This window comes from Nocardioides thalensis (assembly GCF_013410655.1).
Taxonomy (GTDB): domain Bacteria; phylum Actinomycetota; class Actinomycetes; order Propionibacteriales; family Nocardioidaceae; genus Nocardioides; species Nocardioides thalensis.
Genome location: NZ_JACCFP010000001.1, coordinates 2,850,381 through 2,863,520 on the forward strand (window position 1 = coordinate 2,850,381; position 13,140 = coordinate 2,863,520).

Genomic DNA, 13,140 nt, shown 5'->3' on the forward strand with positions numbered 1-13,140 from the left:
GGCCCATGATCTCGGGCGCGCAGGACCTCGACGCGGCAGCGGTGTTGGCCGCGTCCGAGGCCTTGTTGTCCAGGTCGCGGGAGTGTGAGGTCGACCTGCTCCGGCTGGCGTTGCAGTGGGCCGACATCCACTCCACCGACCCCGGCGAAGGCCGGGTGATCGGTGCCGATCAGCTGCTCGACTTCGGCGGGGAGGGCACACCGAAGACCCGGGAGCTGTGCTGGGGTGAGTTCGCGATCTCCCAGCAGATGGGCGTGATCGCCACCAAGCACCTCGCTGCCGACGCCCTGGACCTGCGGCACCGGCTGCCGCTGGTGTGGGAGGCCGTCCAAGCACGGATGCTTCCGGTGTGGGTGGCCCGCAAGGTCGCCGCCATGTCCCGCAGACTCTCCAAGGAAGCGGTCGAGATCGTCGACATCGCCGTCGCCGCAGCGGCCGGGCAGTCCCCGGGGCGGGTCCTGGCGATCGCCGAGGCCAAGGTGATCGAGGCCGACCCCGAAGCCCACCGCGCGAAGGTCGCCAAGGACGCCGCCGAGATCGGCGTCCGCGTCTCCCAACCCCGACCCGGATCGAGCGTGGACGAGGTCGAAGGCGAACCCGCCAGCACGCGGGTGACGTGGAAGCTGCCGCCCGGGGTCGCGATCGACGCATGCGACTCCATCGAGGAGCTCGCCGACCTCATCCTCGACCACCTGCCCCCAGAGGTCGCCGAGACCATCACCCGCGGCGAGCTGCAGGTCATGGCCCTGGAACTCCTCACCGACCCCCACCGCGCCTCAGCGTTCCTCACCGACTGCGACCGCCCACCCGTCGGCACCTTCGAAACCGCCACCACCCCCGCCGATACCCCACCGGCCGCAGAGAACGCGCCCGCCACCGACGCCACCCACGCCACCAACGACGTGGACCCGGCACCCGTACCGGAGCCGCCGCCGGCCGAGCCCGACCCGGAGCCTGATCCGGAGCCGGGGCCGTTGCCGGCGCCGAAGAAGAAGCGCCCCGCCACGATCTACGTCCACCTCTCCGACCTGGTCCTCCTCGGCCTCGCCAACGGGGTCGCCCGGGTGGAGGGCATCGGCCCGATGCTGCTGGAACAGCTCGGCGACCTCCTGGCCAACCGCGAGGTCACGATGCAGCCGGTCATCGACCTCAACCACGCCCACTCCGTCAACGGCTACGAGCACCCCACCCTGGTCAAGCACCGCACGTTGTTGCGGATGCTCGGCGACGTGTTCCCCCACTCCACCAACCTGGCCTACCGGCGCCTGGACCACGACCACGCCACCCCCTACGTCCCGATCGACAAGGGCGGGCCACCCGGGCAGACCGGCGACCACAACGACGCCCCCCTGACCCGCCAGCACCACCGGATCAAGACCCACGCCGGCGACGGCCGCGGCTACGACCTGCGCCAGCTCGGCCTCGGCACCTACCGGTGGGTCACCCCCCACGGCCTCGGCCGACTGGTCACCACCGCCGGCACCCGACGATTCCAACCCATCCGCAACTCGAGCGGTGGAGTCGTCGGCGAGATCTACCAAAGCGACCCGTCGCCACCGCCGTAATCGACCCCGCCCCTGCCCTTTGGATACCCGCGCGATCATGCTGACCGACCTAGTCGGTCGGACCGGCGCAGTGCGTTGAGGGCGCGCAGTCCCGGGTACGTGTCTCGTGGAGATGGAGGTGGCTGGTCGCGATCGTGCCAGTGGCACCACTCGCCCCTGCGTCGCCTACGCTGCCGCGGTGGCCCAACGTCAACCGTCGCCTGTGACTGTCGTCCTATGCGCTGTGATCGCGCCCTTCATGTTCGTCCTCGGTGTCGTACTGATCTACAACAACTTCCGCGGAAATGTCAGCGCGCCCTGGGATTTCTTCGGCCCCGCTGCGGTGGGCGTCGGTGTCGCGCTGTTCATGATCGCCGCTCGAGGTCTCGGCGGGCGAACGATCAGTGACGACCCTGGCGATCGCTAGGTCGAACTGCGAAGTAGCCCATTCCGGCGTGGCCGTTCGGGCAGGATGGCGACGTGACGCAACCCGAGATGACGATCCGGGACGAGCAACGCGCGCCATCGATGATGAGGACCTTCGGCGGCTGGACACCATCGCCAGCTGGCTCGCGTTGACCGACCCGTGGCGCGGACGGGTCGATCTCATGTTGCTCTTCGGCGGGTCGATGCCCCCGACGTGGCAGGTCGCGGTCGATGCCGTGACGGCCGGCGAGGTCGAGACCTTGATGTTGGTGGGCGGTCGGGGCCACACCACCGACGCCACGCTCACCGCGGTCGGCTTGGACCCTCAGTCCGAGGAGACAACTGCTACGACTGAGGCCGAAGTCATGGCCGTCTGGATGCGCGAGGTGCACGGCATCGAGGACGTCCTAATCGAGGACCGCTCGACCAACTGCGGCAACAACGTCACGTTGGCGGAGCACGTCGCTGCCCGGCACGGGCTCCGACCACGAACCGTCGCCCTCGTCCAGGATCCCACCATGCAGCGCCGAATGGACGCCCGATTCCGCCGTACCTGGACCCTGGCAAGCGCGAGCGCTGTCAACAGACCCGGACCCGACAGCCGCGATGCATGGCCCTGGAACCGATGGCTGTCTCTCGTGATGGGCGAGGTCCCCCGGCTCCGAGACGACGCGCACGGCTACGGCCCGCGGGGCCGCGACTTCATCGCCCACGTCGAGGTGCCTGAGGAGGTCGACGCGGCCCACCGCGCGCTGATCGCCGCGCACCCGGACTGGGACCGCGCAATGCCCTAGCGGGGGCACTCACCGCTCGCGGGCAATGAAGGCGTTCACCAGCGCCCCATCGGCGCCGCGTGCCAGTTGGTGCCGCACCAGACGTCGGTCAGGGCAGAGAGATCCTCTGCACCTCGCGCCCTTCCTGGTCCAGCCCGACGAGAGCAGTCACATTGTCGACTGGCGGGCGAACGATAACGAAGCTGCGCAGTGCGCCGCCGTCATTGGCCGTCGCCCCCGAGAGAGTCGCGGTCAACACGTCAGAACGGTCGTGCTCCTGCTCACTCTCTGCTCGCACTGAGTGGATCCGGGACGTGACGAGGCCGTACAGGTAGTAGCTTCCGTTCCCTGGCGCGAGCCCGCCCCTGAACCCGATCTCGGTCGTGTCCGGTATGTCGAATCCAGACGCGCTCTCACGTTCACCGCCGTTCACAAAGAGAGCCAGGTGGTGCCGCACCCCTCCGCCCTCAGGCCGGTACAGCAGCGTCCAATTGGCGCCGTTCGAAGCCGTACCCCGGGCTGCGACAACTTCTCGCACCTCACTCATCCGTGAAGGTTCCCATGGCGACGGGTGCCGGAGCGGGCGCCACTCACGTGTAAGCGAGGAACGCCATCAGCCGAACGCGACAGGTTGTCGGTGGAACGTCCACTCCAGGTCTGCCGAGCCGTCCTCGCCCCAGTGGTCGATGATCGCGAAGCGCATCCTGTCGCCGGGCACGCGGAACGACTCGATCATCTCCGCCCCGGTGTCGGACTCTGCTGTGATGTCGTGGTCACCTGGTGACAGGCTGAGCGGGAAGCTCACCCAGTTGTGCTGGTCCTCGACGAAGAAGTCGCCATCGACCACGGTCACGCCGTCGACGGCAACTGTCAGGCGCACTTCTTCGTCATCGAAGGACTGGTTGCTCACGTAGAGCACCAGGTCCGCGTGCGCCTTCTCGACGACCCTCACGTCAGAATCAGAGGCGGTCGCCTCGGGGTGCGGACTCGGATCCTCGCCTTGGGCCACGCCGCAACCGACAAGAGTCCCCACGGCGAATGCAAGGGCGAGGACGGAGCGCACGAGCACGAGTATGGGACGTCACGAGGGCCGCAGCCGTTCCGACCCGGGCTTGAATTCTGGCTTGCGGCGGAGTCGAGGCTGCGGCCGAGCGGTGCTGGGAGACCTACAAGGCGTTCGCGGTCCGCTAGCCCCGCTCATCCCGGGCACGCCGACCTCCACTCCCTCCTCCCCCACCCACCCCGAGTGGGAGGATGCTCGCGTGACGTCGTGGCAACCGGACTGGGACGACTTCCCCAGCCCCCTTCTGGAGTTCTGGACCGAACGACGCCTCTGCACCCTCACGACCCTGCGCGCCGACGGCCACCCCCACGTGACCCCGGTCGGCGTCGCGCTCGACCTCGAGTGGCGCTGCGCGTGGGTCATCACGTCGGCGAGCTCGCTGAAGGCCGCCCACGCGTCCGCGGACCCGCGGGTCGCCGCGTGCCAGGTCGAGGGCAGGAGCTGGTCGACGCTCGAGGGCCTGGCTGCGGTGAAGACCGACCCCGCCTCGGTCCACCGCGCCGAGGAGCGGTACGCCGCGCGCTACCGCACGCCGCGTGAGAACCCGACGCGGGTCGCGCTGCGCATCGAGGTCGAGCGGTTCCTGCTGTCGCAGAGCCTCGTCGCCCCGTAGCGCGAGCGGCCTACTCCGCCGACTCCCGGTGCTGCTCCTTCATCGAGCCCACCGCGAGCAGGGCGACGACGAGGAGGGCGGCGACGGCGGCGAGCGCGTCGAGGGTGCCGACGTGGTCGGCGAGCCAGCCGAGCAGCGGCGGGCCCCCGAGGAAGGCGCCGTAGGCGATGGTGGCCACCACGCCGACCCGGCGGGCGGCATCGGCCGGGTCGTCGGCGGCGGCGCTCATGCCGACCGGGAAGCCGAGGGCGGCGCCGAGCCCCCAGAGCACGATGCCGACGGTCACCAGGGGCCAGACTCCGCCCCACACGACGAGCGCGATGCCGGCGCCGGAGACACCCGCGCTGGCAGCGAGCACCGGCACCCGGCCGAAGTGGTCGAGCGCGCGAGGACCGGTCAGCCGGCCGATGGTCATCGCGGACACGAACACGGCGAAGCCGGCGACGCCGACCCAGTGCTCGGCGTCGTAGCCGTCGATGAGCGCGAGAGTCAGCCAGTCGTTCGCCGCACCCTCGACGACCGCGAAGCACAGCACGACCAGGCCGATCGCGAGGGTGCGCGGCTCCCGCCAGGGCGACCGGGAGCGTCCGGACACGACGCCCTCCTCGTCGTCGGCCTTCGGCGAGGCCGTGACGAACCGGCCCGCGCTCACACCGGTGAGCACGGCAGCGGCGACCGCGCCTACGATCCAGTGCACGGCAACGGGTACGTCGAGCCGGGTGAGCACCACGCCGATGCCGGCCCCGCCGAACGTGCCGAGCGACCACGCGGCGTGGAAGCGCGGCATGATCGTGCGCTTCAGCTCGCGCTCGACCTCGGCCGCCTCGACGTTCATCGCGACGTCCCAGCCGCCGATGCCGGCGCCGTAGACCACGAAGCCGGCCGCCGTGACCGGCACCGACGACCAAGCGGCGACGCCCGCCGTCGCGAGCAGGAAGCCGGCGACGACGAAGACGCACCCGGCGCGGACCACGGCCGCGGCACCGAGCCGGTCGACGAGTCGGCCGCTCGCGGAGAGCGCGACCAGGGAGCCCGCGGTAATGGCGAGCAGCAGCAGGCCGAGCTCGCCGTTGGACAGCGAGAGACCGGACCGTACGTCGGGCAGGCGCGCCACGAGGCACGAGAACGCGAGGCCGTTGAGGACGAAGACGAGCGCAACGGCGTTGCGCGCGGCGATGATCACTTGTTCCAGTCGGTGCCGGGCGGCCTGGCCTCGAGCCAGGCCTGGAAGCCGGTCAGCGACGACTCGCTCATCGCGAGCTCCACGTCACCCTCGAGCGAGTGGCAGCGGATGACGACGTGGTCGGGATAGAGCGACATCAGCTCCGAGCCCTCCGGGAGCCGGCGGTCGCCGTACGACAGCTGCTCGCGGTACCAGACGGCCTTGGGCCGGGGCCAGAGCGTGAAGATCCGGAACCACTCGAGCTTCTCGCCGGAGTAGCGCCCCAGGCCGAGCACCCAGCCACGGCCGGCGACGTCCGAGCTCAGCCGGTGGCTGAGCTCGAACGTGCCGCCGTGACGGGCAATGAACCTGCGGCGGAGGATCAGGCCGACGCCGAAGGCGATGAGCAGGAGCAGCACGGCGCCCGATATGTCGAGCAGCCACTGCCACCACGCCATCGAGCCTCCGCCGCGCCCTTCTGTTCGAGACCTAGGAAGCCTTCTCGGCGGCCCGGATGCGCGCCTCGGCGTGCCGGACCCGCTGCTCAGCCTCGTTGTTGGCGCCGATCAGGCCGCGCGCCTCCTCGAGCTCGGCCTTCGCCTGCTCGACGTGGATCTCCTCGCCGAGCTCGACGTGCTCGGAGAGGATCGACACCCGGTTGTTGGCGACCGAGATGAAGCCACCGTCGACCGCTGCGACGACGACGTCGTTGGTGTCCGCGACCTGGATCTCGACGACCGCCTCCGTGAGGAGGGACAGCATCGGGGCGTGGTCGCGCAGGACACCGACGTCACCCTCGACCGTGCGCGCGATGACCATCGCGGCCGAGCCGGACCACACGGTCCGGTCGGCGGCGACGAGCTCCACGTGCAGGGGCTCGGAAGTGGTGTCGGCCATGGTCAGAGGCTCTTCTGGATCTCGGCCCACTTGGCCTCGACGTCGTCGAGACCGCCGCACATGAAGAAGGCCTGCTCGGCGACGTGGTCGTACTCGCCGTCGCAGATCTTGTTGAACGCCTCGATCGTCTCGTCGACGGGAACCGTCGAGCCCTCGATGCCGGTGAACTGCTTGGCGACGTAGGTGTTCTGCGACAGGAACCGCTGGATCCGGCGGGCCCGGGAGACGATGATCTTGTCCTCCTCGGACAGCTCGTCGACACCGAGGATCGCGATGATGTCCTGCAGCTCCTTGTTGCGCTGGAGGATCTGCTTCACGCGGATCGCGCAGTCGTAGTGCGCCTGACCGATGTACTGCGGGTCGAGGATCCGCGAGGTCGAGGTCAGCGGGTCCACGGCCGGGTAGATGCCGAGCGAGGCGATCTCACGCGACAGCTCGGTGGTCGCGTCGAGGTGGGCGAACGTCGTCGCCGGCGCCGGGTCGGTGTAGTCGTCGGCGGGCACGTAGATCGCCTGCATCGAGGTGATCGAGCGACCACGCGTCGAGGTGATGCGCTCCTGGAGCACACCCATCTCGTCGGCGAGGTTGGGCTGGTAGCCCACCGCGGACGGCATCCGGCCGAGCAGCGTCGACACCTCGGAACCGGCCTGCGTGAACCGGAAGATGTTGTCGATGAAGAGCAGCACGTCCTGGTTCTGCACGTCGCGGAAGTACTCCGCCATCGTCAGCGCGGACAGGGCGACCCGGAGGCGGGTGCCCGGCGGCTCGTCCATCTGGCCGAAGGTCAGCGCCACCTTGTCGAAGACGCCGGCCTCCTTCATCTCCTCGATGAGGTCGTTGCCCTCACGGGTGCGCTCGCCGACACCGGCGAACACCGACACACCACCGTGGTTCTTGGCGACGCGGGCGATCATCTCCTGGATGAGCACGGTCTTGCCGACGCCGGCACCACCGAACAGGCCGATCTTTCCACCGGTCACGTACGGCGTCAGCAGGTCGATGACCTTGATGCCGGTCTCGAACATCTGGGTCTTGGACTCGAGCTGGTCGAACGCCGGCGCCTTGCGGTGGATGCCCCAACGCTCCTGGACGTCGGGCACCTCGCCCTCCTCGAGGTTGAGGAAGTCGCCGGTGGCGTTGAAGACCTTGCCGAGGGTGACGTCGCCGACGGGGACCGTGATCGGGCCGCCGGTGTCGGTCACCTGGGCGCCGCGGACCAGGCCGTCGGTGGGCTTCAGCGAGATGGCGCGGACCATGCCGTCGCCGATGTGCTGGGCCACCTCGAGGGGCAGCACCGCGGTCTCGCCGGCGAGGGTGACCTCGACCTCGAGCTTGTTGTAGATCTCGGGCATGGCGTCGACGGGGAACTCCACGTCGACGACCGGGCCGATGACCCGGGCGACCCGACCGACCTGGGCCGCACCGCTGGTCGTGGTCTCTTCAACCGTTGCAGTCATGTTGATACTCCGTTGATTCGTGTGCGGGTCAGTCGTTCGCAGCAGCCTGAGCGTCGGCAAGCGCATTGACGCCGCCGACGATCTCGCTGATTTCCTGGGTGATGCCCGCCTGGCGCGCCTGGTTGGCGATCCGGGTGAGCTTCTTGATGAGCTCGTCGGCGTTGTCCGTCGCCGCCTTCATCGCCTTCTGGCGGGCGGCGAGCTCGGAGGCCGCGGCCTGCAGCAGGCAGTAGAAGATCCGGCTCTGGACATACTGCGGAAGCAGCCCGTCGAGCACCTGTGCCGGAGACGGCTCGAACTCGTAGAGCGGAAGCAGCTCCGACTCCTCCGGCGCCTCTTCGCCTTCGACGACCTCCAGGGGAAGCAGTCGAATCGCCGTCGGCTCCTGGATCAGCATCGAGCGGAAGCGGGTGTAGACGACGTGGACCTCGTCGACATCGTCGTAGCCGCCCTCCTCGCCCTGCTCTCTACTGTCTGCGAGGAACGCGTCGATCAGCGCCCGGCCGATCTCCGCCGCCTTGTCGTAGGTCGGCTGGTCGCTGAACCCGGTCCACGACTGGACGAACGGCCGCCCGCGGAACTTGAAGTAGGCCTCGGCCTTGCGTCCGGAGAGGAAGTAGTCGATCTCCTTGCCCTCGTCGCGCAGCCGCTCGGAGAGCCGCTCGGCCTCCTTGAGGACGCTCGAGGAGTACGCACCCGCGAGACCGCGGTCGCTCGTGATGACGAGCACGGCCGCACGCTTCGGGTTCTCCTCCTCCCGGGTCAGCGGGTGGTCGACGTTGGAGAACGTCGCCACCGCCGACACGGCACGGGTGAGCTCACGGGCGTACGGCGCTGCCGCCTGCGCCCGCTGCTGCGCCTTGATGATCCGGGACGCAGCGATGAGCTCCATGGCGCGCGTGATCTTCTTCATCGACTCCGTCGACTTGATCCGCGCGCGGTACTCACGCAGCGATACGGCCATCGTCAGCCCCGCTTCTGCTTGACGATCTGCTCCTGCTCGAGCTCGTCGTCGGCCATCGCACCAGCCTCGGGCTCGTGCCCGACCTTGATGCTGCCGCCCTCGGAGGTCTCGAACTGGTCGAGGAAGGAGTTGTACGCCGACTCCAGGCCGGCCTCGTCCTCGAATTTGGTGGTCTCGCGGATCGCGGCGAGGACCCCCTCGTGCGAGCGGCGCAGGTAGTCGAGGAACTCCTGCTCGAAGCGCAGCACGTCCTCGGTCGGGACGTCGTCGAGGCGGCCGGTGGTACCGAGCCACAGCGAGACGGTCATCTCCTCGAGCGGGTACGGCGAGTAGGCCGGCTGCTTGAGCAGCGCCATCAGCCGCTGGCCGCGGGCCAGCTGCTGCTTGGACGCGGCGTCGAGGTCGGAGGCGAACATGGCGAACGCCTCCATGGCGCGGAACTGCGCCAGGTCGACCTTCAGGGAGCCGGTGACGGCCTTCATCGCCTTCGTCATCGCCGCGCCACCGACGCGGGAGACCGAGACGCCGACGTCGATCGCTGGCCGCTGGTTGGCAGCGAACAGGTCGGACTGCAGGAAGATCTGGCCGTCGGTGATCGAGATGACGTTGGTCGGGATGTAGGCCGACACGTCGTTGGCCTTGGTCTCGATGATCGGCAGACCGGTCATCGATCCCGCGCCCATGTCGTCGGACAGCTTCGCGCAACGCTCCAGCAGGCGGGAGTGCAGGTAGAAGACGTCGCCCGGGTAGGCCTCGCGGCCCGGCGGGCGCCGCAGCAGCAGCGACACGGCGCGGTAGGCCTCGGCCTGCTTGGTCAGGTCGTCGAACACGATGAGGACGTGCTTGCCGTCGTACATCCAGTGCTGTCCGATGGCCGAGCCGGTGTAGGGCGCGAGGTACTTGAAGCCCGCGCTGTCGGACGCCGGGGCCGCGACGATCGTCGTGTACTCCAGCGCACCGGCCTCCTCGAGGGCGCCACGCACGGAGGCGATGGTCGAGCCCTTCTGGCCGATGGCGACGTAGATGCAGCGGACCTGCTTGCTCGGGTCGCCCGACTCCCAGTTCTGCTTCTGGTTGATGATCGTGTCGATCGCGATCGTGGTCTTGCCGGTCGCGCGGTCGCCGATGATCAGCTGGCGCTGGCCGCGGCCGATCGGGGTCATCGCGTCGATCGCCTTGATGCCGGTGGCGAGCGGCTCGTGCACCGACTTGCGGGCCATGACGCCCGGCGCCTGGAGCTCGAGGATGCGGCGACCCTCGGCCTCGATCTCGCCGAGACCGTCGATCGGGTTGCCGAGCGGGTCGACCACGCGGCCGAGGAAGTTGGCGCCGACGGGGACCGAGAGGACCTCGCCGGTGCGGCGGACCGTCTGGCCCTCCTCGATCTTGTCGAAGTCACCGAGGATGACGACACCGATCTCGCGGTCCTCGAGGTTCAGGGCCAGGCCGCGGGTGCCGTCCTCGAACTCGAGCAGCTCGTTGGCCATCGCCGAGGGCAGGCCGCTGACGCGGGCGATGCCGTCACCGGCGGACGCGACGGTGCCGACCTCTTCCTTGCTCGCCGCAGCGGGCTGGTAGTCGGCGACGTACTTGGCCAGCGCGTCGCGGATCTCGTCAGGACGGATGGACAGTTCCGTCATCGTCAGTCCTTCTCTCTTGTGCTTCGAAAACTCAGGGTGGGCGGGTGCGGTGCCGTCAGCCAGCGAGGCTACGTCGGGCGACGTCGAGGCGGCTCGAGACCGTCCCGTCGATGACGTCGTCGCCGATCTCGACCCGGATGCCGCCGAGGACGGCCGGGTCGACGACGACGTTGAGGTGGACCGGCACGCCGTACTGCCGGCTCAGGGCGTCGGCCAGCCGCTGCTGCTCGCCGTCGGCGAGGGGGCGGGCGGCGTGGACGGTCGCGACGCGCTGTCCGTGGACGGACGCGGCGACCTTCTCGTAGTCCTCCAGCGCGGCCGTCACCGTGCGGTGCGTGCCGGCCAGGGACTGCTTGACCAGGGCGATGGTGGAGGGCAGCGCCTTTCCTCCGAGGAGGTCCTCCACCAGGCCGTTCTTGTCGGCGACGGTGCGCGCGGGGTCGGAGAGCGCGTTCCGGAGCTCGCTGTTGTCGGCGACCACCGAGCGGACCGCGAACAGCTCGTCGACGAGCCGCTCGCTGTCGGTGCCGGCCGCGCGGACCGCAGAGACGACGCCGAGGTGCTCGAGGGCGTCGGCGAGGTCGCGCGTCCGGGTCCACCGGCGGCCGACGGCTGCGGTGAGCAGGTCGAGGGTGGCGCCGTCCACCTTGCCGCCGAAGACCTCACCGGTCAGACCGGAACGGGCCTCGGCGGGCACGGTGGCATCGGTCGCGTAGCGCCGCAGCGCGCCCTCGGCGCGCAGCGTGTCGGCCACCGAGAACAGCTCGGTGGCCACCACCTCGGCCTTGTCCTGCGCCACGCCGCCGACCTGGTCGGTCAGCGCGGCGACGGCCTCGGCCGAGGCACCACGGAATCCGGCAGGAGCAACCATCAGTTCACTCCGGGCGTGCCGGCCTCGAGGTCGGCGAGGAAGCGCTCGACCACGCGGGCCTGGCGCTCGTCGTCCTCCAGGGACTCACCGACGATCTTGCCGGCGAGGCCCGTCGCGAGCGTGCCGACCTCGGCACGGAGCGAGGTGACCGCCTGCTGGCGCTCCGCCTCGATCTGCGCCTTGCCGTGCTCGACGATGCGGCCGGCCTCGGCCTGCGCCTGCTCCCGCATCTCAGCGACGATCGCAGCACCCTGCTCACGCGCCTCCTCACGGATGCGCGCCGCCTCGTGCCGGGCGTCGGCGAGCTGCTGCTCGAGCTCGGCGAGCTTGGCGTCGGCCTCCGCCTGCTTGGTCTCGGCCGCAGCGAGGCCACCCTCGATCGCCTGCGCGCGGTCCGAGAACGTCTTCTCGAAGTTCGGAGCCACGAACTTCCAGATGGCGAAGAAGAGGATGCCGAACACCACGAGGGCGATCGCGACTTCCTCCCACAGCGGGACGAGGGGGTTGTGCTCCTCCCCCTCTGCCGCCGCGAGGATCACGAGTGTCTTCATGGACCTGACCTATCTGGGTCGAGCGTTGATGAGGTGCTGCTCAGGACGTCGGTCGGAGACCGAACGTCACTGAGTGCTTTCGCCGGTCAGGACGAACGCGAGCGCGATGCCGATGATGGCGAGCGCCTCGGCGAGCGCGAAGCCGAGGATCGCGATCGACTGGAGACGGCTCTGCGCCTCGGGCTGGCGGGCAACGCCGTTGATGTACGCGGCGAAGATGAGACCGATGCCGATACCCGGGCCGATGGCGGCCAGGCCGTAACCGATCATGTTGAGAGAGCCACCCATGGCTACTTTCCTTTCGGGTTGTTTTCTCGTGTGAGAACTGTGGGGTTGTGGTCGAGGGACGCGTGCGGGCCGATCAGTGCTCGTCGGCGAGCGCACCCTGGATGTACATGGCGTTGAGCAGGACGAACACGTAGGCCTGCAGGAACTGCACCAGGATCTCCAGGAAGCTCACCAGGATGGCCAGCACCCAGGCCAGCGGGCCCGCGATGTAGCCGACCCCGCCGACGTGCTCGATCAGGTAGAGACCGCCCGTGGCGAACAGCACCAGCAGGATGTGGCCGGCGAACATGTTGCAGAACAGACGGAGGGCCAGGGTGACCGGCCGGACCAGGATGTTGGAGAAGAACTCCAGCGGGACCAGCAGCGGGTACATCGCCGGGCTGACGCCGGACGGCACGCTCTGGAGCTTGAGGTAGCCGAGCACGCCGTGCTTGGCCATGCCGACCCCGTTGTAGATCAGCCAGGACAGACCGGCCAGCGCGTAGGCCATGCCGGCGCGGCTGAACGTCGGGAACTGGATGAACGGGATGCTGGCGAACAGGTTGTTGACCAGGATGAAGAAGAAGAGCGCCACCAGGTACGGCACGAACTTCTGGAAGTCGCGGCTGCCGATGATGTCGCGCGCGACGCTGTTGCGCACGAAGCCGTAGGCGCTCTCACCGGCGTACTGGAGCCGACCGGGCACCAGCGAGCGCGAGCGCGAGGCGACGTAGAAGAAGGTGAAGACCAGGCCAGCGGCGAGCACGAGCTGCAGCATCGGCTTGGTGACGCCGAGGCTCCCGATCTCGAAGACCGGCGGCAGGTCGAAGATGCTGGGCCCGGGAGCGTGGAAGCTCTCCTCCGCCGCTGCCGCTGCGGTGGTGGTGCTGGCTGCGGTGATCACCAGGTCTC

The 13,140-nt window shown here is 69.2% G+C and carries 16 protein-coding genes; 4 read left to right on the plus strand and 12 right to left on the minus strand.

The window, feature by feature from the left end:
* Positions 1 to 5: 5 nt before the first annotated feature.
* The 3 genes from HNR19_RS13900 (at position 6) to HNR19_RS13910 (ending at position 2,764) form a co-directional block, all read left to right on the plus strand.
* Entirely contained in the window at positions 6 to 1,565 is a 1,560-nt protein-coding gene (locus HNR19_RS13900; protein ID WP_179668476.1) for a hypothetical protein, read from the plus strand.
* A 223-nt stretch (positions 1,566 to 1,788) separates the two neighbouring features.
* Positions 1,789 to 1,971, plus strand: a complete 183-nt coding sequence (locus HNR19_RS13905; protein WP_179668477.1) for a hypothetical protein — start codon at positions 1,789 to 1,791, stop codon at positions 1,969 to 1,971.
* Positions 1,949 to 2,764 (plus strand): ElyC/SanA/YdcF family protein, encoded by an 816-nt coding sequence (locus HNR19_RS13910; protein WP_179668478.1) that lies wholly within the window; start codon positions 1,949 to 1,951, stop codon positions 2,762 to 2,764. Before HNR19_RS13905 ends, HNR19_RS13910 begins: the two co-directional genes overlap by 23 nt.
* A gap of 88 nt (positions 2,765 to 2,852) precedes the next feature.
* Here HNR19_RS13910 and HNR19_RS13915 read toward each other — a convergent pair whose 3' ends face one another.
* Positions 2,853 to 3,290 (minus strand): hypothetical protein, encoded by a 438-nt coding sequence (locus HNR19_RS13915; protein WP_179668479.1) that lies wholly within the window; start codon positions 3,288 to 3,290, stop codon positions 2,853 to 2,855.
* Positions 3,291 to 3,356: 66 nt separating this feature from the next.
* Positions 3,357 to 3,695, minus strand: coding sequence for a hypothetical protein (locus HNR19_RS13920; protein ID WP_179668480.1), 339 nt, complete (start codon positions 3,693 to 3,695; stop codon positions 3,357 to 3,359).
* Positions 3,696 to 4,005: 310 nt separating this feature from the next.
* On the opposite strand from HNR19_RS13920, the gene HNR19_RS22850 reads away from it, so the two are divergent.
* Positions 4,006 to 4,419 (plus strand): pyridoxamine 5'-phosphate oxidase family protein, encoded by a 414-nt coding sequence (locus HNR19_RS22850; protein WP_343047184.1) that lies wholly within the window; start codon positions 4,006 to 4,008, stop codon positions 4,417 to 4,419.
* Between the two features lie 10 nt (positions 4,420 to 4,429).
* Here the strand turns inward: HNR19_RS22850 and HNR19_RS13930 are convergent, their stop codons facing one another.
* From HNR19_RS13930 to atpB, 10 genes are all read right to left on the minus strand, one after another.
* Positions 4,430 to 5,602, minus strand: coding sequence for an MFS transporter (locus HNR19_RS13930; protein WP_343047185.1), 1,173 nt, complete (start codon positions 5,600 to 5,602; stop codon positions 4,430 to 4,432).
* Positions 5,599 to 6,039 carry a DUF2550 domain-containing protein gene (locus HNR19_RS13935; protein ID WP_179668482.1) on the minus strand — a complete coding sequence of 147 codons (441 nt, stop codon included), beginning with the start codon at positions 6,037 to 6,039 and terminating at the stop codon, positions 5,599 to 5,601. The genes HNR19_RS13930 and HNR19_RS13935 overlap by 4 nt, the downstream gene beginning before the upstream one ends.
* A 31-nt stretch (positions 6,040 to 6,070) precedes the next feature.
* On the minus strand, positions 6,071 to 6,478 hold the full coding sequence (locus tag HNR19_RS13940; RefSeq protein WP_179668483.1) for a F0F1 ATP synthase subunit epsilon: 408 nt from the start codon (positions 6,476 to 6,478) through the stop codon (positions 6,071 to 6,073).
* Positions 6,479 to 6,480: 2 nt separating this feature from the next.
* Positions 6,481 to 7,935, minus strand: coding sequence for a F0F1 ATP synthase subunit beta (gene atpD, locus HNR19_RS13945; RefSeq protein WP_179668484.1), 1,455 nt, complete (start codon positions 7,933 to 7,935; stop codon positions 6,481 to 6,483).
* A 28-nt stretch (positions 7,936 to 7,963) separates the two neighbouring features.
* Positions 7,964 to 8,899 (minus strand): F0F1 ATP synthase subunit gamma, encoded by a 936-nt coding sequence (locus HNR19_RS13950; protein WP_179668485.1) that lies wholly within the window; start codon positions 8,897 to 8,899, stop codon positions 7,964 to 7,966.
* Between the two features lie 2 nt (positions 8,900 to 8,901).
* Positions 8,902 to 10,539: a F0F1 ATP synthase subunit alpha gene (atpA, locus tag HNR19_RS13955; protein ID WP_179668486.1), complete on the minus strand. Its 1,638-nt coding sequence runs from the start codon at positions 10,537 to 10,539 to the stop codon at positions 8,902 to 8,904.
* A 55-nt stretch (positions 10,540 to 10,594) separates the two neighbouring features.
* Entirely contained in the window at positions 10,595 to 11,410 is an 816-nt protein-coding gene (locus HNR19_RS13960) for a F0F1 ATP synthase subunit delta (RefSeq protein WP_179668487.1), read from the minus strand.
* Positions 11,410 to 11,961, minus strand: coding sequence for a F0F1 ATP synthase subunit B (locus tag HNR19_RS13965; RefSeq protein WP_179668488.1), 552 nt, complete (start codon positions 11,959 to 11,961; stop codon positions 11,410 to 11,412). The genes HNR19_RS13960 and HNR19_RS13965 overlap by 1 nt, the downstream gene beginning before the upstream one ends.
* 66 nt (positions 11,962 to 12,027) lie before the next feature.
* Positions 12,028 to 12,249, minus strand: coding sequence for an ATP synthase F0 subunit C (atpE, locus tag HNR19_RS13970; protein WP_118925418.1), 222 nt, complete (start codon positions 12,247 to 12,249; stop codon positions 12,028 to 12,030).
* 73 nt (positions 12,250 to 12,322) lie between these two features.
* On the minus strand, positions 12,323 to 13,132 hold the full coding sequence (atpB, locus tag HNR19_RS13975; RefSeq protein WP_343047186.1) for a F0F1 ATP synthase subunit A: 810 nt from the start codon (positions 13,130 to 13,132) through the stop codon (positions 12,323 to 12,325).
* Between the last annotated feature and the right edge of the window lie 8 nt (positions 13,133 to 13,140).

Coding starts and splice junctions, on each gene's coding strand:
- HNR19_RS13900 (WP_179668476.1), top strand. CDS start 6: ATGATCTCGGGCGCGCAGGACCTCGACGCGGCAGCGGTGTTGGCCGCG.
- HNR19_RS13915 (WP_179668479.1), bottom strand. CDS start 3,290: ATGAGTGAGGTGCGAGAAGTTGTCGCAGCCCGGGGTACGGCTTCGAAC.
- HNR19_RS13935 (WP_179668482.1), bottom strand. CDS start 6,039: ATGGCGTGGTGGCAGTGGCTGCTCGACATATCGGGCGCCGTGCTGCTC.
- HNR19_RS13940 (WP_179668483.1), bottom strand. CDS start 6,478: ATGGCCGACACCACTTCCGAGCCCCTGCACGTGGAGCTCGTCGCCGCC.
- atpD (WP_179668484.1), bottom strand. CDS start 7,935: ATGACTGCAACGGTTGAAGAGACCACGACCAGCGGTGCGGCCCAGGTC.
- HNR19_RS13950 (WP_179668485.1), bottom strand. CDS start 8,899: ATGGCCGTATCGCTGCGTGAGTACCGCGCGCGGATCAAGTCGACGGAG.
- atpA (WP_179668486.1), bottom strand. CDS start 10,539: ATGACGGAACTGTCCATCCGTCCTGACGAGATCCGCGACGCGCTGGCC.
- HNR19_RS13960 (WP_179668487.1), bottom strand. CDS start 11,410: ATGGTTGCTCCTGCCGGATTCCGTGGTGCCTCGGCCGAGGCCGTCGCC.
- HNR19_RS13965 (WP_179668488.1), bottom strand. CDS start 11,961: ATGAAGACACTCGTGATCCTCGCGGCGGCAGAGGGGGAGGAGCACAAC.
- atpE (WP_118925418.1), bottom strand. CDS start 12,249: ATGGGTGGCTCTCTCAACATGATCGGTTACGGCCTGGCCGCCATCGGC.